General features: G+C 68.2%; 22 protein-coding genes. 8 read left to right on the forward strand and 14 right to left on the reverse strand.

Annotation, left to right across the window (positions count from 1 at the left end):
• The first annotated feature begins 92 nt into the window (after positions 1–92).
• Complete coding sequence (locus AU188_RS05930) at positions 93–2,273, forward strand: elongation factor G-like protein EF-G2 (protein ID WP_059162818.1); 2,181 nt, start codon at positions 93–95, stop codon at positions 2,271–2,273.
• A gap of 1 nt (position 2,274) precedes the next feature.
• Here AU188_RS05930 and AU188_RS05935 read toward each other — a convergent pair whose 3' ends face one another.
• The gene (locus AU188_RS05935; RefSeq protein ID WP_059162819.1) at positions 2,275–2,631 is read right to left on the reverse strand and encodes an STAS domain-containing protein; all 357 of its coding nucleotides are present in this window, start codon (positions 2,629–2,631) and stop codon (positions 2,275–2,277) included.
• 184 nt (positions 2,632–2,815) lie between these two features.
• Here AU188_RS05935 and AU188_RS05940 point away from each other — a divergent pair, with 184 nt between their 5' ends.
• Together AU188_RS05940 and AU188_RS05945 are read left to right on the forward strand one after the other, a co-directional pair.
• On the forward strand, positions 2,816–4,783 hold the full coding sequence (locus AU188_RS05940; protein WP_059162820.1) for a SpoIIE family protein phosphatase: 1,968 nt from the start codon (positions 2,816–2,818) through the stop codon (positions 4,781–4,783).
• A 166-nt stretch (positions 4,784–4,949) separates the two neighbouring features.
• Complete coding sequence (locus AU188_RS05945) at positions 4,950–5,294, forward strand: STAS domain-containing protein (RefSeq protein ID WP_286137316.1); 345 nt, start codon at positions 4,950–4,952, stop codon at positions 5,292–5,294.
• A gap of 16 nt (positions 5,295–5,310) precedes the next feature.
• Here AU188_RS05945 and AU188_RS05950 read toward each other — a convergent pair whose 3' ends face one another.
• Positions 5,311–6,201, reverse strand: a complete 891-nt coding sequence (locus AU188_RS05950) for a DMT family transporter (RefSeq protein WP_059162822.1) — start codon at positions 6,199–6,201, stop codon at positions 5,311–5,313.
• Positions 6,202–6,355: 154 nt separating this feature from the next.
• Between AU188_RS05950 and AU188_RS05955 the strand changes: the two genes are divergently transcribed.
• Positions 6,356–6,706 (forward strand): hypothetical protein, encoded by a 351-nt coding sequence (locus AU188_RS05955; protein WP_059162823.1) that lies wholly within the window; start codon positions 6,356–6,358, stop codon positions 6,704–6,706.
• On the opposite strand, the gene AU188_RS05960 is transcribed toward AU188_RS05955, so the two are convergent.
• The 7 genes from AU188_RS05960 to AU188_RS05990 form a co-directional block, all read right to left on the reverse strand.
• Complete coding sequence (locus AU188_RS05960; RefSeq protein WP_059162824.1) at positions 6,703–6,978, reverse strand: hypothetical protein; 276 nt, start codon at positions 6,976–6,978, stop codon at positions 6,703–6,705. The genes AU188_RS05955 and AU188_RS05960 overlap by 4 nt on opposite strands.
• Positions 6,975–8,282: an MFS transporter gene (locus AU188_RS05965; protein WP_059162825.1), complete on the reverse strand. Its 1,308-nt coding sequence runs from the start codon at positions 8,280–8,282 to the stop codon at positions 6,975–6,977. Before AU188_RS05965 ends, AU188_RS05960 begins: the two co-directional genes overlap by 4 nt.
• Before the next feature lie 105 nt (positions 8,283–8,387).
• Complete coding sequence (locus AU188_RS05970) at positions 8,388–8,807, reverse strand: hypothetical protein (protein WP_156426591.1); 420 nt, start codon at positions 8,805–8,807, stop codon at positions 8,388–8,390.
• The gene (locus tag AU188_RS05975; RefSeq protein WP_059162826.1) at positions 8,804–10,057 is read right to left on the reverse strand and encodes a DUF58 domain-containing protein; all 1,254 of its coding nucleotides are present in this window, start codon (positions 10,055–10,057) and stop codon (positions 8,804–8,806) included. Before AU188_RS05975 ends, AU188_RS05970 begins: the two co-directional genes overlap by 4 nt.
• Complete coding sequence (locus AU188_RS05980) at positions 10,054–11,019, reverse strand: AAA family ATPase (RefSeq protein ID WP_059162827.1); 966 nt, start codon at positions 11,017–11,019, stop codon at positions 10,054–10,056. Before AU188_RS05980 ends, AU188_RS05975 begins: the two co-directional genes overlap by 4 nt.
• A complete protein-coding gene (locus tag AU188_RS05985) occupies positions 11,016–11,501 on the reverse strand; it encodes a hypothetical protein (protein WP_059162828.1) in 486 nt (161 codons plus the stop codon). The genes AU188_RS05980 and AU188_RS05985 overlap by 4 nt, the downstream gene beginning before the upstream one ends.
• A complete protein-coding gene (locus tag AU188_RS05990; RefSeq protein WP_059162829.1) occupies positions 11,498–12,469 on the reverse strand; it encodes a DUF4129 domain-containing protein in 972 nt (323 codons plus the stop codon). Before AU188_RS05990 ends, AU188_RS05985 begins: the two co-directional genes overlap by 4 nt.
• 67 nt (positions 12,470–12,536) lie before the next feature.
• Here AU188_RS05990 and AU188_RS05995 point away from each other — a divergent pair, with 67 nt between their 5' ends.
• Positions 12,537–13,202, forward strand: a complete 666-nt coding sequence (locus AU188_RS05995) for an O-methyltransferase (protein WP_059162830.1) — start codon at positions 12,537–12,539, stop codon at positions 13,200–13,202.
• On the opposite strand, the gene AU188_RS06000 is transcribed toward AU188_RS05995, so the two are convergent.
• Positions 13,195–14,022, reverse strand: coding sequence for a hypothetical protein (locus AU188_RS06000; RefSeq protein ID WP_059162831.1), 828 nt, complete (start codon positions 14,020–14,022; stop codon positions 13,195–13,197). The genes AU188_RS05995 and AU188_RS06000 overlap by 8 nt on opposite strands.
• Before the next feature lie 10 nt (positions 14,023–14,032).
• Entirely contained in the window at positions 14,033–14,881 is an 849-nt protein-coding gene (locus tag AU188_RS06005) for a rhomboid family intramembrane serine protease (protein ID WP_059162832.1), read from the reverse strand.
• A 327-nt stretch (positions 14,882–15,208) separates the two neighbouring features.
• On the opposite strand from AU188_RS06005, the gene AU188_RS06010 reads away from it, so the two are divergent.
• The 3 genes from AU188_RS06010 (at position 15,209) to lipE (ending at position 17,469) form a co-directional block, all read left to right on the forward strand.
• Positions 15,209–15,607 carry a heme-binding protein gene (locus tag AU188_RS06010; protein WP_059162833.1) on the forward strand — a complete coding sequence of 133 codons (399 nt, stop codon included), beginning with the start codon at positions 15,209–15,211 and terminating at the stop codon, positions 15,605–15,607.
• A gap of 110 nt (positions 15,608–15,717) precedes the next feature.
• Positions 15,718–16,215: an Rv1352/Rv1906c domain-containing protein gene (locus AU188_RS06015; RefSeq protein ID WP_059162834.1), complete on the forward strand. Its 498-nt coding sequence runs from the start codon at positions 15,718–15,720 to the stop codon at positions 16,213–16,215.
• 9 nt (positions 16,216–16,224) lie between these two features.
• Positions 16,225–17,469 carry a lipase LipE gene (lipE, locus tag AU188_RS06020; protein WP_059162835.1) on the forward strand — a complete coding sequence of 415 codons (1,245 nt, stop codon included), beginning with the start codon at positions 16,225–16,227 and terminating at the stop codon, positions 17,467–17,469.
• 26 nt (positions 17,470–17,495) lie between these two features.
• On the opposite strand, the gene AU188_RS06025 is transcribed toward lipE, so the two are convergent.
• From AU188_RS06025 to AU188_RS06030, 3 genes are read right to left on the reverse strand one after another with little or no spacing between them, the layout of a single operon-like run.
• Entirely contained in the window at positions 17,496–18,626 is a 1,131-nt protein-coding gene (locus AU188_RS06025) for an FAD-dependent oxidoreductase (protein ID WP_059162918.1), read from the reverse strand.
• An 18-nt stretch (positions 18,627–18,644) separates the two neighbouring features.
• Complete coding sequence (locus AU188_RS25690; protein WP_286137318.1) at positions 18,645–18,773, reverse strand: hypothetical protein; 129 nt, start codon at positions 18,771–18,773, stop codon at positions 18,645–18,647.
• 6 nt (positions 18,774–18,779) lie between these two features.
• A complete protein-coding gene (locus tag AU188_RS06030; protein WP_059162836.1) occupies positions 18,780–19,586 on the reverse strand; it encodes a glutaminyl-peptide cyclotransferase in 807 nt (268 codons plus the stop codon).
• Positions 19,587–19,634: the final 48 nt, after the last annotated feature.

A 19,634-nucleotide genomic window follows, 5' to 3' on the forward strand; every position in this document is an offset into this window, starting at 1 on the left:
TTGTGCTCGCTGACGGTTAGAGGAATTGTGGTCTAACACACACTGCGGCGGCTGGGCGGCCGCCATCGGACGGGCGGTGGGAAGGGAACGTCATGGCCGACAAGACGACACATGCCCAGGGCGCCGGAGCCGCTCCAACCGCGGACAGTCCGGCCGCCATCCGAAACGTGGTGCTGGTGGGCCCATCGGGTGGCGGCAAAACCACACTCGTCGAGGCGCTTCTGGTGGCCTCGGGTGTGCTGACCAGAGCCGGATCCGTGCAGGACGGCAGCACGGTCTGCGACAGCGACGAGGCGGAGATCTCCCAGCAGCGTTCGGTGGGCCTCGCGCTCGCGTCGCTGCAACACGACGGCATCAAGGTCAACCTGATCGACACGCCCGGCTACGCCGACTTCGTCGGCGAACTGCGCGCCGGGCTGCGGGCCGCCGACTGCGCGCTGTTCGTCATCGCCGCCAACGAAGGCATCGACGGACCCACCAGATCGCTGTGGATGGAGTGCAGCCAGGTCGGCATGCCGCGCGCGGTGGTGATCACCAAACTCGACCACGCCCGCGCGAACTACGACAACGCGTTGGCCGCCGCGCAGCAGACGTTCGGCGACAAGGTGCTTCCGCTGTACCTGCCCGCCAACTCCCCGTGCACTGGGCTGATCGGGCTGCTGTCGACGACGCACTACGAGTACGCCGACGGAAAACGCACCGCCACCCACGACCCCGATGACGCTTACGCCGAGGCGATCGAGGAGCACCGCGGCGCCCTGATCGAGGGGATCATCGAGGAGTCCGAGGATGAGACCCTGATGGAGCGCTACCTCGGCGGTGAGCAGATCGATCAGTCGGTGCTCATCGACGATCTGGAGAAGGCCGTCGCGAGGGCGTCGTTCTTCCCGGTCATCCCGGTGTGCAGCAGCACCGGGGTGGGCACCACCGAACTCCTCGAGATCATCACCGCGGGATTTCCCTCGCCGCCGGAGCATCAGGTCCCGGAGGTCTTCACACCGCAGGGCAAGGAACGCGACCGGCTGCCGTGCGACCCGGCCGGCCCGCTGCTGGCCGAGGTCGTCAAGACCACCTCCGATCCCTACGTCGGGCGGGTCAGCCTGGTCCGGGTGTTCTCCGGGACCATCTCGCCCGATGCGACCGTGCATGTGTCCGGCCACTTCTCGTCGTTCTTCGGCGGCAACGGGTCCCTGACCGGTTCGCCTGCCGGCTCACTGGCCGGGCATGAGGACCACGACGAGGACGAGCGCATCGGCACGCTGTCCTTCCCGCTCGGCAAGCAGCAGCGGCCCGCACCGTCGGTGATCGCCGGTGATATCTGCGCGATCGGCCGGCTCAGCCGCGCCGAGACCGGAGACACGCTGTCGGACAAGTCCGATCCGCTGGTGTTGCGGCCGTGGACCATGCCGGAACCACTGTTACCCATTGCGGTGCAACCCCGGGCGAAGACCGACGAAGACAAGCTCTCCGTGGGGTTGCAGCGGTTGGCCGCCGAAGACCCCACCCTGCGCATCGAACAGAATCCCGAAACACACCAGATCGTGCTGTGGACCATGGGCGAGGCGCACGCCAGCGTCGTGCTCGACGCACTCTCCAGGCGTTACGGTGTCGCCGTCGACACCGTCGAGTTGCGGGTGCCGCTGCGAGAAACGTTCGCGGGCAAGGCCAAAGGTCACGGCAGGCACGTCAAACAGTCGGGCGGACACGGTCAGTACGCGGTGTGTGACATCGAGGTCGAACCGCTACCCGAGGGCTCGGGTTTCGAATTCGTCGACAAGGTCGTCGGCGGCGCGGTGCCCCGACAGTTCATTCCGAGCGTCGAGAAGGGCGTGCGGGCGCAGATGGAGAAGGGGGTCGGGCCGGGCTATCCGGTCGTCGACATCCGCGTCACGCTGTTCGACGGCAAGGCCCACAGCGTGGACTCGTCGGACTTCGCGTTCCAGATGGCGGGCGGACTGGCGCTGCGCGAGGCGGCCGCGGCGACGAAGGTGAACCTGCTCGAACCCGTCGACGACGTGTCGATCCTGGTTCCGGACGACTTCGTCGGTGCGATCATGGGCGATCTGGCCGGGCGGCGGGGCCGGGTACTCGGGACCGACAAGGTCGGTGAGGACCGCACGTTGGTGAAGGCCGAGATCCCTGAGGTCGAGCTGACCCGCTATGCCGTCGATCTGCGTTCGCTGGCGCACGGCGCCGGTACCTTCACCCGCTCGTTCGCCCGATATGAACCGATGCCCGAGCACGCGGCCGCGAAGGTCAAGGCCTCGGCCTGACTCAACCGGACTTCAGCGCGTCGAGGGCCTCGTCCAACGTCGAAAACAGCGAGAACACCTGATCGAGTCCGGTCAACTGGATCGGCCGACTGGTCGCCGGGCCGTCGGCCACCACCGCGAAGCGAGCGGCCTTGCTGACACTCTCGTGCGTCGCGACCAGCGCCTGTAGCCCCGCGGATGCGAGGAAGTCCACCGCCGACAAATCCACCACCAGTGCCGACGGCTCCTGTGTGAGTGCCTCGGTGATCGCCGCCTGGAACGCGGGGACGGTGGCGAGGTCGACGTCGCCGCCGACCTTCAGCACCGCGATGCCGCCCTCGTGCGAGATCGAGGTGGAAATCGGGTCATTACGTGACAAGGCCGTCCTCCGGTCAGCGCCGCCACCACGACGGCAATGGGCCGAGCTTAACCCGTGGCGTGCGGGCGGATATCAAAGCTTCAGCTGATCGCGCTGCGATACGCAGGCTACTGTCGAATCGACAGACCTGCGGTGCTCGGGGATTCCGGTGCGCGCGAGCTGGGAGGGACCAACTGCGTCGAACATGACCGACCCCGGAGACTTGTATCACCGCTATGAGCGGGAGCGGGCGCGCGCCGACGATCTGGCCGATCGCGATGAGTTCCGCGGCGCATTGGTCAATTCGTTGCAGGAAGGTTTCTTCGTCGCCGACGACCACGGGTGCGTGGTCGAGATCAACGACGCCTTCGCCGAGATCACCGGGTACGGCCAGGACGGCATGCCCTACCCCATGCCGCATCCGTGGGTGATCGACGACGCAACGGCGCATGACCGGAACAAGGCGCTCGTCCGCAACGGCAGGGTCACCGCCGAGATCAGGATCCGGCACCGCGACGGGCGCCTGCGGTGGGTGGCGGTCAGCATCAATGCCGTCCCGGATCATCACTCCCGCCGAGGTCTGTACGTGGGCACGATCCGCGACGTCACCGGACCCCGCGCCGCTGCAGAGCGCGACCGCGCGGTAGCCCGGCTGGCCACCGCCGTCAGCGTCGCGAAGAATGTCGACGAGGTGCTGGCGATCACGCTGGCCCAGTGCCGGGTACCGCTGGATGCGCAGCGGCTGATGGCGGTCATATGGCCGAAGACCGAGGGCGAGCAGCCGACGGTACGGGTCGCGGGCGAACCCGAGTTGGCCGGCTGGGAGGACCTGGACGAGGACTGGCGCCGCACCTTCGAGGACGCCCGCAGGTGGATACCGCTGACCGTGACGCCCGTCGGCGGGGCGCCCAGCGCCGGCACCACCCGCGGCTTCGTCGCCGTCCTCTCCGGCGCGCGCGACGTCGTGTTGTGCCTCGAGCACCGGGAGCCGCGGGTTGTCAGCGCAGAGGACCGGCGGTTGATCGGGGCGCTGGTCGGCCACCTCAGCCTGGCCATGCAACACGTCCGGCAATTCGAAAGCGCCCGGGAGACGTCGCTGACGCTGCAGCGGTCGCTGCTGGCGCCGACCGACCTGCCGCCGGGGTTCGCCGTTCGCTACGAGCCCGCGGTGCATCCGCTGGAGATCGGCGGGGACTTCTACGACGTGCTTCCCGTCGGTGACCACCGGATCGGGCTGGTCGTCGGCGACTGTGTGGGCCGCGGCCTGGCGGCGGCCGCGGTGATGGGCCAGTTGCGCGCGTCGACGCGCGCGTTGCTACTGACCGGTGCGCAGCCCTCGACCGTGCTCGAACACCTCGACTCGGTCGCCGAATTCATCCCGGATGCCTTCTGCACCACCGTGTTCGTCGCGATCATCGACACCGAATCCGCGACCGTGCAGTACAGCAGCGCCGGCCATGTGCCGCCGGTGCTGGTGTCCGAAGCGGCGTCACCGCAGTTGCTGGACGCGGCGTCCTCGGTCCCGTTGGCCGTCAAGCACACTCAACCGCGCCCGCAGGCAACGCATCACTTGGCACCGCTCTCGACGCTGATGCTCTACACCGACGGTCTGGTCGAACGCCGCAGCCGACCGATCGACGCCCAGATCGAGCAGGTGGCCACCGTGGTGGCCGACACCGCGGATCTGCCGATCGAAGAAGTCGCCGACGCGGTGCTGGCCAGAATGTCACCCGAGGGCGGCTACGACGACGACGTGGCGATCGTGCTCTATCGGTCCACCCGCGCTGCGCTTGTCATCGACGACACCGCGACCGCCCCGAAGCTGACGGAGGTGCGGCATCGGTTGGCGGCGTGGCTCGCGGCGAACGGTATCTCCGATGCGTCGGCGGCCGATCTCGTCCTCGTCGTGAACGAGGCGTGCTCCAACAGCGTCGAGCACGCCTACCGAGGACGTACGCCAGGGCGCATGCGCGTGGAAGCCGAGATTCACGACGATGCCGTGCATGTGCAGGTCACCGACTTCGGATCGTGGAAGGCACCGCCCGCCGATCCCGGCACACGTGGCCGCGGGCTGTTGTTGATGCGCGCGGTCAGCGATCACGTCGATCTCGACGGCACTCCGGCGGGGACAACCGTGGCTATGACGTTTCAATTACCGCAGATTCGACTTTGACGAAGTTCTACGCGGCGTCAACCCCGTCCGCGTGGTATTACATCTATCGGCAAGGACGTCTGTCGAGGAGAGGCAGCGGTGCGGACTTTTTGGTATGCACGGAGGCTGTCGCGCCTCTAGGACACGGAGGTGCTGTGACTGGAACCGCTCACGTTGCCGTCGACAGGTGCGCCCCACTGACGGTGGGGATCTGAAAGCCATGGGTCGCAACCAGTTCCGGTTCATCGCCGGAAGCGCCGAAGCACGTCCGGTCATCACCGCGGTCGGTGAGATCGACTTGGCGAACGTCGACGAGTTCAGCGAGGTCTTGTCGCGCGCTGCGGCGGACAACTCGTCGGTGACTGTCGATCTCACGCGGGTGACGTACTGCGACAGCGCCGCGCTGCGCGCGCTGTTCTCCGTCGCGGCGAGCGCCAAGCTGCACTTGATCGTGCCCGCCAAGGGACCGATCACCACCCTGCTCACCATTTCCGGCCTCGACAAGGTCGCCACGGTCACCGTCGTCGACTGATCGGATCGCCTGACGGCTACGACCCGCGCTTCGCGGCCGCCTCGAGTTCCTCTTCCAGCGCGCCCTCGTCCCGGCCGAGCGCGATCGTCGCCGCCGTCATCGCGGCGATCGCGATCGTGATCGCGATGGCCTTTCCGCCGTCGACGGTCAGATCCTCGCCGAGCACCACCGCCCCAAGCACGACGGCGATCACGGGTTCGAGCACCAACATGGTGGGCACGGAGGTCTGCAAGGAGCCGGCGTGAAATGCGGACTGCTGCAAGAACACCGCGACGACGCCCAGCACGAGAAGCAGATACAGTCCCGGCGCGGTGAGCACGGCGCGCACGCCCTCGTGCGTGAGCAGGTGCATCACGATCTTGGTCAGCACCGCGACGACGCCGAACAACACACCGACCGCTACCGCCAGCAGCACCGCCCGCTTCCATCCCCCGTTGCGGACGGCGACGGTGACACACACCATCACCGCCCCGGTACAGACGACAGCGACGAGCGCCGACAGCGGGGCAGACGCCTCGTAGTCGCCGGGCCGCGTCTTGGCCAGCAGCACGAAAACAGCCAGCGCCGCGGTGAGCACCAACGCCCACATCCACTCTCCGCGGGTGACCCGGCGGTTGGCCAGCCGTGCACTCATCGGCAGCGCGAACAGCAGAGCGGACACCAGGATCGGTTGCACCAGCAGCAACGATCCATTGGCCAAGGCGAGAGCCTGAAAGACGTAGCCCGCCACGGCCGCGGCCGTGCCCGCCCACCACAGCCGCCTACGCAGCAGCGTCATCACCATCACGGTGCTGACACCGTGCTCCTCGGGCACGTCAATGGTCGCGCGTTGTCGAACCACGATGCCGATCGCCAAGAAGACCGCGGCGAGCAGGGCAAGCACGACGACCAGGCCCTGGCCTACCACGACGGGCCTACCAAAGCGGGCCTACCAAAGCATTCCGCCCCTTTCCGGCCACGGCGAGCACATCGGACAAGCACAACATACGGCCGGCCCGCCCGCCCAACCGGCGACGGCCCGCGAGGTTTGGTGCCCCAACTATCGGGGCATCAAACCGATCATGAACTTGCGACGTTTGATCCTGCTGGTCGGCGCAGTCGTACTCGTGGTGGGGGTCATCGGGCTGCTGATGCCCGTGTCGATCTCGGGACCCGACAACCAGGAGATCGGATGTGGCAACGCCGTCGCCGCGGACGACTCCGCGGCCCGCGAGGCCAACACCAACGATCCGAACCAGCTGAAGAACCTGCCGGTAATCGACGAGCTGACGGAGGATCCCCCCGACTACGTCGCGCAGTGCCACTCGGCGGTCTCCGACCGTCGCATGTGGTCGATTCCCGTGGCCGTCATCGGTTTGGTGGTGCTCATCGGCGGCTTCCTGGTCGGCGGACGCACGACGCGCGCGGGCTAACTGGCCTCGCGACCTCCTGCGACGACCCGCAGGGCCGGGGGCGTGCTGTCGGGCGCGATCCTGTCGTTGACGTTGGCGACGACCGAGTCGACGCGATGGACCGCCCGGTCGCACAGACCGCGCACCTTGTCGCTGGCCGTGTCCACGTCGTCGGCCGCGCTCAGCAGATAGGCCCGCACGTTGAGGCGCAGTCGTTCGCCGGCGGAGCGCACGCGGCGGCGCAGCCGATCGTCGATCTCGACCGTGACGTAGGGCATCACGTGAAGCTTCATAGGCCCACCTTAGCCGCGGGGACCTGCTGGTCGCTGGTTTGGACGAGCGGTCGGCCCGCGGACTCCCGCAGGGTGAGGATCGCCGCGAGCGAGACGACGGCGGCGACGATCAGGTACCACGCGGGCGCCAGGTCGTTGCCGGTCTCGGCGGCCAGCCAGGTGACGACGTAGGGCGTCGTACCGCCGAACCCGGCGACGCAGATGTTGTAGCCGATCGAGAACCCGCTGTAGCGCACGGTGGTGGCGAACAGTTCGACGCCCGCCGATACCGCGGCCGAGACGTAGATCGACTCGATGACCGCGAGCCCGCAGTGCGCAGCGATCGCGGCGGCCAGCGATCCCGAATTCAACAGCAGGAACAGCGGATAGCCGAGCACCGCGAACGCCACCGAGCCGGCGATCAGCATCGGCCGGCGGCCGATCCGGTCGGACAGCGCGGCCAGCGGAAGAATGAGTATCAGCGCGACGAGGCTGGCCAGGCTGATCGAGACGAAGGCGTCGGCCTTGCTGAACCCGAGCGTCTTGATGAAATAGGTCGGCAGGAACGTGAACACCACGTAGTAGCCGATGTTGAAGACGATGAACAGCCCGATCACCTGCAGGATGCGCCGCCACGACGTCGTCACCGCTTCGCGTAGCGGCGACTTGGCGACCCGGTCGCTTCTGCTGAGCTCAGCGAACTGCGGCGTGTCGTCGAGGCGAAGCCGGATGTAGAGGCCGACGAGGCCCAGCGGCCCGGCGATGAGGAATGGAATGCGCCAGCCGTAGCTCTCCATCGCCGCGGCGGGCAACAGCGCCTGCAGCAGCGTCACGGTCACCGAGCCGAGAAGGAAACCCAGGACACCGGACCATGCCATGAACGTGATCGTCAGGCCGCGACGCCAGTCGGAGGCGAACTCGGCGAGATAGACTGCGCCGCCGCCATATTCGCCACCGGCCGAGAATCCCTGCAAGCAGCGCAGGAACAGCAGCAGCAGCGGGGCGGCCACACCGATCGACGCGTAGGTGGGCAACAGGCCGATCAATACCGTTGCGCCGCTCATCAGCAGGATTACCAGTGCCAGCACCCGCTGCCTGCCCAGCTTGTCACCGAGCGGGCCGAAGACGAACCCGCCCAGCGGCCGCATGAAGAAGGCCGCCGCGAAGATCGCGAAGGTGTTGAGCAGCGCCGCCGTCTCGTTGCCCGCCGGGAAGAAGTTGGCCGCAATGAACGTCGCCAGGAAGCCGTAGATCGCGAAGTCGAACCACTCCACCGCGTTGCCGATCGATGCGCCGGTGATCGCCTTGCGCACCTCGCTTCGCATGCCGACCTCCCGAAAGTAGCCGTCGCGCCCGCCACGAGCGACCTCTTTTGTACAGCCTCCCCCGCCGTGTCGTTGTACAGACACGGTCGCTCGCGATGCCGGCATCTACCGTCGCCCGCCCACCCAGAATGGCCGCGTCGCCAACACCACGGCCGTCAGTACTGCAAGCGGCGCCAGCAACGGCACCCACGGCAGCTCCAGCGGTAGCGCCACCGCCGCCAGCCCGATGGCCGCGAAGCCGAGCGCACCGATGACTGTCGGGGCGGTGACGTCCGCGGTGTGCCGCAACACCAGATACGCGGCGCCCGACAGTCCACACAACGCCGCCACGGCGGGAGTCGCCGAAGCAAGGACGATCGCCGCGGCGGTCGACACGACCGCCAATGTCGCTGCTGCGCGAAACGCGTTGCCCACCATGATGAGAACTACCGCCGCGCCACACGCGGCCAACGCCGCACCCTCGGACTGCAACGTGGCCGCGGCCACCATGACCAAGCCGAAGGCCGTCGACAATGCGCGGTTCACCGTCGCCCCCGCACCGGTCGCCGGCGATGAGGCACGAGTTGCATGGCCTGGTCGAGGGTGTCCTCGTCGCGCCATGCCACGATGTCGACGCCGACGGTGCCCATGTCTCGATACATGAAAGACCGTTGCAGCGACCACATCCGGGCCACCAGCCCGTCGCACTCGCCCTCGAACGGAGCGCCCTGCAACACGTCGACCGCGATGACGGTGTGGCCACGCTTGCGGAGATCGATCAGCGCCAGCGCGAACTCGGTGTCGAGCAGCGTGGAGAACGCGACGACGATGGCGCCCGGCGGAACCGCGGCACGCGGGGCCAGCGTGCCCGAAGTTGTGTCGTATCCGCCGCTGACCCCGAGCATCGCGTCGAGCACCCGGTAGAACTGCCTGCGGCCGATGTCGGCGCTCAGCCACCGCGGATGCCGGTCCCCGAGTGCGACGACGCCCGCCCGGTCACCACTGCGCAACGCGCTTTGCACCACCTGCACGGCGCCGCGTGCGGTGCGTTCGGTGGCTTCGGTTGCGGGACCCGCCGGTTGCGCGTAGTTGTCGATGAGCACGACAACGTCGACGGCGCGATCGGTCAGTCGCTCGGTGACGTGCAGGCTGCCCCGGCGCGCGCTAACGGCCCAGTTGACCGTCCGGAGCTGATCGCCCGGCACATACCGCCGTACGTCGGCGTACTCCACACCGGGGCCGATGTGCCGGGTCAGGTGGGTGCCGAGGCGGTCGAGCAGTTCCGTGCGGGGCATCGCCGTCGACTGCGGCGGGGCCATCGGAAACACGTAGACGTCCGCGGCGTCGACCACTGCGGTGCCCTCGAGGAGACCGCCGCGCGCAGAGACGGTCAGTTGCGCGCGCAGCGGATACCGGCCCCACCGTTGCGCGGCCGCCACCACGGTCTGCCGGCTTGCGCTCTCCCGCTCGGCGACCTCCAGTGTCATCCCTTCTATCGCAGCGGCTTTCATCGCCACCGCATCGTTCTCGGCCTCGGCCCACAGCGTGATACGCGCCGGCTCATCTTCGAAGCACCGGTGGATGCCGGGGTCTGCGTGCACGTGCACCTTCGGCACCGGCCGCTGCCAGCCCACCGAACACAGCACTCCGATCAGCGGCGCGGCGAACACGACGAGTTCCCAGCGCGAGCCGACGACCGCGGCGGCCATCGACGCCACCGCGCAGGTCAACAGCGCTCGCGCGAGTGGCGAAGCGCGCCAGTCCAATTCGGCCTCGCTGCAGCGGGTTTCGATCACGGGTCGGTCCGCGGCACTGGCAGCCGTCGCAATAGCTCCTCGACCACGTCGCTGCCACGAACCCGCCGCACCCACATCTCCGGGCGCAGTGTGATACGATGCGCAATCGCCGGTACGGCAAGGCTTTTCACATCCTCCGGGACGACGTAGTCCCGCCCGAGCAGTAGTGCGCGGGCGCGGGCCAGCGCAACGAGGTCGAGTTCGGCCCGCGGGCTGGCACCCACCGCGATCTGCGGGTGCTGGCGGGTGGCGGCGGCCAACGACACAACGTAGCGCAGCACGTCGTCGTGAACGGTGACCTGCTCCACCGATTCGCGCATCGCGACGAGTTCGTGCGCGTCGACGACCTGCCCGACCGTGGGCTCCGCCGATCCGCGGTCGATGCGGCGACGCAACATCGATGCTTCCTCCTGCTCGGACAGATATCGCAGTTCGAGCCGGATGGTGAAGCGGTCGAGTTGTGCCTCGGGCAGTGGATAGGTGCCCTCGTACTCGATCGGATTGTCGGTCGCCAGCACGATGAACGGCGACGGAAGCTTGTGTGTGGCACCGTCGATGCTCACCTGGCTTTCGGCCATCGCCTCGAGCAGTGCAGCCTGTGTCTTGGGAGGGGTGCGGTTGATCTCGTCGGCGAGCAACAGGTTCGTGAAGATCGGACCGGGCCGGAATTCGAAGCGACCCGACTGCATGTCGTACACGGTCGAGCCGAGCAGGTCGGCCGGCAGCAGGTCCGGGGTGAACTGAACGCGCTTGAACTCCAGGCCGAGCGCCGCCGCGAACGATCGGGCGATCAGCGTCTTTCCGAGGCCGGGCAGGTCCTCGATGAGCACGTGGCCGCCGGCCAGCACGGTGGTGAGGATCAGGGTCAGCGCCCCGCGTTTGCCGACCACGACCCGCCCGATCTCGTCGAGCACGGTTTCGCAGTTCGCGGTGGTGGTCGCCGCAGGCAGTCCTGCCGTCATACCCGCTCCAACCGTTGCAGGATCTCGTCTAGCGTCGCCCGGCCCGGACCGGGTTGGTCCGCAACGCTTTTCACGACGTTCTCAGGGTTGACCCACTCCCACAGTTCCGGGCCGAACAGCATCTCACCGGTGGCGTGATAGGCGGTGCGGTTCCGGTTGCGCCGTTGGCCCGTCGCCAACTCGAACTGCCGGGCGAGCATCGGCCGCAGGTGCCGGTCCCAATCCTTGCGGGTGGCCTCCGCGCGGCTGATCAGCGTCTCTGTGCGTGACCGCCAGCGGCGCAGCTGCTCCGCAGCATCGTCGGAAGGCGTTGCCTCATAACTGGTCTCGTCCTCCCGTGTGAGCTGCCACCGCACGCCGAGCAGCGCCAACGCCAGCGCGCCACCCGAGACAATGAGGATCAGTTGGCGGTCGCGGGTTGCGACAGCGATCAGTTCGGTCCCCGCCACCAACAGAAATGCCGCTGCGACAAGCTTTCTCATGACAGAGCCCCCGCGGTGCGCTGAGGCAGTTCGGCCAGCACCCGGTTCATGACGTGCACGGCGGCGTTGCGATGCGACTCACTCATCACATGTGGCGAGAACCGGGCTTCCTCGAACAGATCGACCAGTTCTGTTGCACTGTCGGAGCGCAACGCGCCACTGGCGACCGCTCGGGCGAGTACTTCGGTGGGGGTGTCGCAGGCTTGGGGTACGGCACCGGGGACTCGGGTGAGCTCGCGTTCCATCGCGGCGTAGCACGCGATGATCGCCTCTCGTGGTTCGCGGCTGAGATCGCCGATCTCGGCGAGCCCGATCTCGGCGGCCCGGGCAAGCGACGTCGTGGCCGCCGGCCTCGCCGGTTCGTCGACGGCGTCGAGGACGGCGGTCGGAACAGGGGGGCGAGTCCGCCGTCGGGAGGCGACCGCCATGCTGACGACGATCAGCGCCATCAAGATCAATATCGGCGGGATGAGGTAACTGATCACATTCGGGCCGGCGGCGTCGTCCTCGGCGGACGGGCGCGGAGCAGCCGGATCAGCAGGAACCCGATCTTCGGGGGCCGATGCGTCCGGCGGGTCGCTCGGCGGCGGTTCGATCGGCCCCGGATCGGGCAGCCATGACAGCAGCATGATCAGCAGAAGCAACGCGATCACGGCCGCGAGCGCGACGATTGCGAAGCGCCACGTCGGCCGCTCGGAAGTCCCCCTGCTGCGCGGCAGCTCGCCCATCGGCATGCGGCGTGGTCGTGGGTCCCGCATCCGCACGACGATCGCGAAACCGATGATCGCCACCGCCGCACAGAGCAACACGACGACGGCGGCCAGCGCCGCCGGATTGTTGCGCTGCGGTTCCGCCCGGTCGACTGTCCGCTCGACGCCGGGGACGTAGCCGCGCAGCGCCCATGCGGCAAGCACCATGAGCGTGATCACCGCAATCACGCGTCGCGTCGACGTGCCGGAAGCGCCCATGGCCCTGTCGCCATCCTGGCACGGAAGGGTATCGGCCATTTCAGTTCGGCCCGATACGTTGGACGTCATGGGCATTTCACTGCACGACCCCGAAGTCGCCTCGACGCTCGACCGGATGTACGCCGAAGCCGGTGACCAGATGGCGGCCCTGCGCGACCGGGGCGCCGACTTCGCCCGCCTGTCGGAGGCAAGCCCGCAGGAGCGCGCCGATGCGCTCAGCGACTTCTACCTGCCGGTCACCCCTGAGGCGGGTCGCCTGCTATATGCGCTGGTGCGAGCGAGCAGACCCGCGACCGTCGTCGAGTTCGGGATGTCGCTGGGGATCTCGGCCATCCACTTGGCCGCCGCCGTACGGGACAACGGCAGCGGTCGCGTCGTCACCACTGAGCTGAGCGAGACCAAGGTCGCCGCCGCGACGCAGACCTTCGCCGACATCGGGCTCGACGATGTCATCACGGTGCTGGCCGGTGACGCGCTCGCCACCCTCCAGACGCTGGAGGGCCCAGTCGATTTCGTCCTGCTCGACGGCTGGAAGGAGCTCTACCTACCGGTACTCGAGCTGCTGGCACCCCGACTGTCGCCGGGCGCACTCGTCGTAGCCGACAACACGTCGATGGCCGACCTCGCGCCGTACCTCGAGCACGTCCGCGACCCCCGCAACGGCTATGTCAGCGTCCCGTTCCCCGCGAGGGAGAGCGACAGCATGGAAATCAGCTGTCGCGCAGTCACTTGAGGCGCCGCAGTCGGGTCTTGGCCTCCTTCACCACGGCGGCGGCGTCGCGGCTGGCCTGCTTGGCCTTGTCGTAGGCCTCCTCGGCGCCGGTCAGGGCGCGTTCGGCTTCCTGCAACCGCCGCTTCGCATCCTGGTGTCGCAGGCGCGCGGCCGCCAGATCCGATTGCAGCTCGGACAGCGCATCGTCGGCCTCGGCCTTGGCGTGCTCGGCGGCGGCCAGCGCGGCGCGCGCCTGTTGCCGTTCCCGGCGGGCCGCCGCATCTTTGTCGTCGCGTGGCTCATCCTTCGCCGCCGGTTCTGGTTCGGGTTTGCGCTCCGGTTTACGTCTGGCCGTCGGACTGACAACGATTGCGGTGTCGCCGAACTCGCCGAAGCCGGACCACTCCTCGGCCTTGGTCAATCGGCCCAGCCGGTCGGCGACGTCCGGGTCGGCGACCGCGGCCTGCAGCGTGCCGGTGACGTCGTCCCGTAACGCCCCGGCCGGGCTCTTGAGCTCGGCCTCCTCGAACGCGGTGCGAATCAGGTCGTTGACCAGCCGGCGCTGCTCGGCGGACAGCTCGCGGATACGTTCGCCGTCCATCGCGGCGTGGGCGTCGCGCAGCCGCTCGCCAAGATCTTTCAGGCGCCGCTTGACGTCCTCGTCGCCGAGAGCCAGCCGGTTGACCACCCAGGCCGCGGTCGTCGGCTTGCGCGCGGCCGAAATCCGCTTGGCCGCATCGGTGTCGCCCCGCTTCTTCGCCTCACCGGCGAGCTTGGTGCGCAACGCGGTGAAGTCCTCGGGCTTCGCGGTGTACAGCTCGTCGAGCGCATCGTCGGCCATCGGCTCATCCTCAGGCCATGCCGAACGGTGCCAGCAGAACGGCCGTGCGCCACCACACCAGCAGGGCGAACACCACCAGTGTGGCCGCGGTGGCTCCGGCCTGAACCAGGTTGCGGGAGCCGCGCGGAGCGTAGGCGTACGCCGTCGCGATCACCGCGCCGGTGACCAGCCCGCCGATGTGGCCCTGCCAGCTGATGTTCTGCGAGCTGACCAGCGGTATGACGAACGTGAATGCCAGGTTGATCGCGATGAGCGCGACCACCCACCGCACATCCATGTTCAGCCGTTTGCCGACGACGAACACCGCGCCGAACAACCCGAACACCGCGCCCGACGCCCCCGCGGTCTGCGCGACCGGCGACGACAGCAGGTACACCAGCACCGAGCCGCCCAGCGCGCTGAGCAGGTAGAGACTCGAGTACCGCAGCCGGCCCAGCGCCGCCTCCAGCGGCGGGCCCACCACGTACAGGGCCCACATGTTGAACAGGATGTGCGCCGGACCGTAGTGCAGGAACGCCGACGTCACCATGCGGTACAGCTCGCCGTCGGCCACTGCGTACGACTGAAGCACCAACTCGCGCTGCAGGCCCGGAACCAGGATCTGCAGCGCGAACATCACCACGTTCACGCCGATCAGCACGTAGGTGACCGTCGGCTTGCCGGTCGGCACCCCACCGAACTGGGTGCGCACTTGGCGGACCTGTCTTGCGCCCGAGTTCACGCAGTCCACGCACTGATGGCCGACCGCCGCGTCGCGCATGCATTCCGCACAGATGTAGCGGTTACACCGGGCGCAGCGGACATACGTCACCCGGTCGGGGTGCCAGTAGCACGTCGGCGTCACGGGCGGGGTCGACATGGACACCACCTTAGGTTCAGCCCCACAGAACCATCTGGATAGCAAGCTCGATGACAAGTGCCGATAACAATTCGGTCACCATCTGCATCACGATCAATTAAGGGCGGTCGGCGAATTCTGAGAGTTTTCAAGATCTGCGCGTCACTCTGCCCGCGCGCTTATCGAATTCGACCGGAATTGCGGCGCAGATCACCGCGTTCCGGTGTAACGCCTGCTGGTGAGCAGTTTTCGGGCCCCGCGGCCACGTTTGCATCCGTTTGCCTTGGGTACCTTGGATTTCGCGGACGGGGGATCCGCGACCATCCCAATTCGAAGGAAAGAAACGCTATGAAAATCCGTGGAATCGCCGCGCGTCGGCGAATCGCAGGCGCCTGTGCTGCCAGCCTGCTAGGGGGTCTGGCCGCAGCAACCATCGCCGCACCGTCGGCGGCGGCCGCGCCGGACTGCAGCGCCAGCGCCGTGTCCGGCACCGTCAGTTCGGTGACCGGTTCGGCCCGGTCCTATCTGGACAGCCATCCGGGTGCCAACCAGGCCGTGACCACCGCGTTCAGCCAGCCTCGTGCTGAGGCGGCGGCCACGCTTCGCGGCTACTTCACCGCGAACCCGCAGGAGTACTACGACCTGCGCGGCATCCTCGCGCCGATCGGTGACGTGCAGCGCACGTGCAACATCCAGGCGCTGCCGCCGGACTTGGCATCGGCCTATGACGAGTTCATGGCCGGCTGATTCCGGGTCGAGACCGGTTGAATCCGTCTGAAGAGACCCGCCGCCGCAGCTCGCGCTGTGGCGGCGGGTTTTTGATTGCCATCGACAACTTGCGCTTAGACTGGCTCCCTATGAAGCTGACGCGACCCGCAACCGTCGCCGCGACGGTGCTTCTCGCCCTGGGTGGGGCGGGTGCCGCGCAGGCCCAGCCGGATGAACCTCACCACCCGGATCCGGCCGCCCCGGGGCCCTCTGCCGCGCCCGGGCCGCCGCCGGCACCGGGACCGGGACCGGCACCGCAAGCTGCGCCCGCGACGCGCATCGACCGCGACGGCACCTACAAGGTCGGCACCGACATCCTGCCGGGTACCTACTCGACGGCTGGTCCGATCGCCGAGGGCGCCTGCTACTGGAAGCGCGTCAACAACGACGAGATGCCGGACAACGCGCTCACCAAGAAGCCTCAGGTGGTACGCATCGAGGCGACCGACACGGCGTTCACCACAAGCGACTGCCAGCCGTGGCAGCAGACCAACGCGGCACCCCCGCCGCAGGCCGCGCCCAGCGACCTGCTCGGACAACTCGGCGCCTTCATCGGCAAGGGAATCCTGAACGGCGGCCCCGGCTAGCCTGGCGGCGTGGCTGATCTTCGCGCCGAGGGCCGGATCCGCGTGCCCGCCGATCTCGACGCAGTGACCGCGGTCGGCGACGAGGACCATTCCGGGGTCGACGCCGCCTCGATCGAGCGCATCTGGGACGCCGCCCGGCACTGGTATCGAGCCGGTATGCAGCCAGCGATCCAGTTGTGCCTACGCCGCAACGGCAGAGTCGTGCTGAACCGGGCGATCGGGCACGGTTGGGGCAACGGTCCCGCCGATCCGCCCGACGCGGAGAAGGTGCCCGTCACGACCGAAACACCGTTCTGCGCGTACTCGGCGGCCAAGGCGATCACGTCGACGGTGGTGCACATGCTCGTCGAGCGCGGGTGCTTCTCGCTCGACGACCGCGTCTGCGAGTATCTGCCCAGCTACACCAGCCACGGCAAGCACCGCACCACGATCCGGCATGTGATGACCCACAGCGCGGGGATACCGATCCACACCGGCCCGCGTCCAGACCTGCGCCGCATGGACGACAGCGAGTACACCCGCGAGAAGCTGGGCGAACTCAAACCGCTGTATCGACCCGGCCTCGTGCACATCTACCACGGGTTGACCTGGGGTCCGCTGATCCGCGAGATCGTCGGCGCCGCAGCGGGTCGCAACATCCGAGATGTCCTGGCCTCCGAGATCCTCGAGCCGCTCGGATTCCGGTGGACCAATTATGGTGTTGCGGCACAAGATGTTCCGCTGGTCGCGCCGAGCCACGCGACCGGCAAGGAGCTCCCCCAACCGGCCGCCACCGTGTTCCGGTTGGCGGTCGGCGGCTCGCTGTACAAGATCATCCCGTTTTCCAACAGCCCGCAGTACCTCACCAGCGTGCTGCCGTCGTCGAACACCGTGTCCACCGCTTTCGAGCTGTCGCGCTTCGCCGAATTGTTGCGTCGCGGCGGCGAACTCGACGGTGTGAGGGTCTTGGCACCCGAGACACTGCGAGCGGCGACCGCCGAATGCCGAAGGCTACGGCCGGATGTCGCGGTCGGGTTGGCGCCGCTGCGCTGGGGCACCGGCTACATGCTGGGGTCCAAGCGGTTCGGGCCGTTCGGGCGCAATGCACCCTCGGCGTTCGGGCACACCGGCCTGACGAACATCGCCGTGTGGGCCGACCCGCAACGCGGGCTCGCCGCGGGTTTGATCAGCAGCGGCAAGCCAGGACCACATCGCGAGGCCAACCGGTACACCGCGCTGCTGGACTGCATCACCTCGGAGCTCCAGCCGAACTGACGCCCTGCCAGAGCTCCTGCGGCGCTTCAGCTTCGACGGACGCCGCGGTAGATGCCGCGCCAGACGATCCAGGGCATCAGCACCCGATCGATCGACCAGCCGGGAAAACCGAACGCCTGACCGCTGGGCGTGAACACCTCGAGCCCGTCGGGTTGCGGTCCGAGCACCGACCCCCAGCGACGGCTCGCCGGCCGATAGGACCGCAACGGCTTTCCGGCGAATTCGGCCCGAATGTTGTGGGCCAGCAGGCCGTCGGCGCGGTTGCGGGCCGACGTGCGCAGCGGATCGGTCGCGGCGACGTCACCGATCGCGTACACACCGCGCTGCCCCGGAACCCGAAGCTCCGGTGTCACCCTCACGAAGCCGTGCTCGTCGAGCATCTCCGGCGGCAACCACTGCGTGTTGGGGCGGACCCGGCCGATCGCCCACAGCACCGCATCCGCGGCGGTTTCGGGTTGGCCGGTGCTCCACTGCACCGGCCCGGTGGTGAGATCGTCGCACTCGAAGCCGTCCGGCACGACTGCCCGGTGACCGGCGTGCACTTCGACCCCGAAGTCGTTCAACCGGCGGCTGACCCGGTCCCAGACGCGGGCGTGGTGGTGCACCAGGGCGCGCTCACCTGGAAAGTACAGCCCGATGCGCTTGCCGGGGTAGGTGCGCGCCAGGTTGGCGGCGCTGCTCACCGCCGCGGCGCCACCGCCGATGACGACGACCGAGCAGGCTGCCGCCAGGCGCTGATGCGCCTCGAGGAGGTCGGCGGCGATCTCGTGGGCGGACTGCAGGCGTGGTTGGCGCCAGAACCCGTTGGTGACGCCGGTCGAAATGACCAGTGCGTCATAAGGTTCGGCGGTCGCGCTGCCGTCACCCTGCTGTACGAACACCTTTCGCGCGACCAGGTCGACTCCGGTCAGCGTGCCGTGAAGAGTCCGAACGCGATCGAGGCCGCGATACCGGTCGAAGGTGATCCAGTTGTAGCGGGCCCAGTCGTTCGGCCGACTCAGCCGCATCCCGAGTTCCTGGCCGCTGAGCAGACCCGGCTTGGCGGAGATGCCGACGACGTCGGCGTGCCGCGCGAGCTTGATCGCGGTCAGCACACCGCTGTCACCGAGGCCCGCGATGACCACCCGCGCGCGGCTCGTCGACCGCCGATTCTTCAGGTGTCGCACCCGGTCACCCTAGCCAGTCGGCAGGCTGCCGACCTCCAGACCGGCGATTTCGGACTCTCCGTCGAAGATCACCCGTCCGAAATCTTTGATCACGCAGCGCAACCGGCCGCCGAGATGCTCGAAGTCGGCCGCGCGCAAACCCTTCTACGCCGGCGCTGGCAACCGCACCCGGTACATCGACGGCCAGAACTTGCCGGTCAGTAGGTATTCGTCGCCGTCGACGTGGGCGATGCCGTTGAGCACCTTTTCGCGGCCGGCGTCCTGCTCGGGCCACAGCCCGGCGGCATCGACCACGGTGTCGACCCTGCCCGTGGCCGGATCGATGCGCACGATCATGTCGGTCTGCCAGACGTTGGCCCAGACCCGGCCGTCGACGCACTCCAACTCGTTGAGGTTCCGCAGCGGCTGGTCGTCGCGGGTGACGGCGACGGAGCCGGTCTCGGCGAACGTCGACGGGTCGTGGAACCGCAACCGGTCGGTGCCGTCGCTGCGGACCAGCCGGTCACCGTCTCGGCACAAACCCCAGCCTTCCCCGTCGACCGGAACCTCACGCAGCGGGGTGAGGGAGCTCTTGTCCCATTCGACCGCAACCCCGTTCTGCCAGGTCAGCTCCCAGATCCGGTCGTCGACGACCGTGATGCCCTCGCCGTAGTAGTTGTTCGGGGCGGGCGCCGCGCGGTGCAGCGCGCCGGTGGTCGGGTCGAGTTCGCGGAGTTGCGATTCTCCGGCGATGCCGGTGCCCTCGTACAACGTCGACCCGTCGAGCTCGAGTCCCTGGGTCCACGCCGTGCTGTCGTGGGAAATCTGCGCCAGCACAACGGGTTTGATCACCGGCGCCGGTCCGGCCTGCGCCGACGGGTCACTCTGCGCGGTCGGCGACGAGCCGCCACACGCCACGGGGACGACGGCGAGCAGCGCGATCGCCGCGCGGCGGGCAACCCAGGAATACATAGGCTCTATGCCTACCGGATGCACCGGCGTCGCGCGCGGTTGCGACGA

Origin of the sequence: Mycobacterium sp. IS-3022 (assembly GCF_001500065.1) — a bacterium.
In the GTDB taxonomy this organism is placed as follows: Bacteria; Actinomycetota; Actinomycetes; order Mycobacteriales; family Mycobacteriaceae; genus Mycobacterium.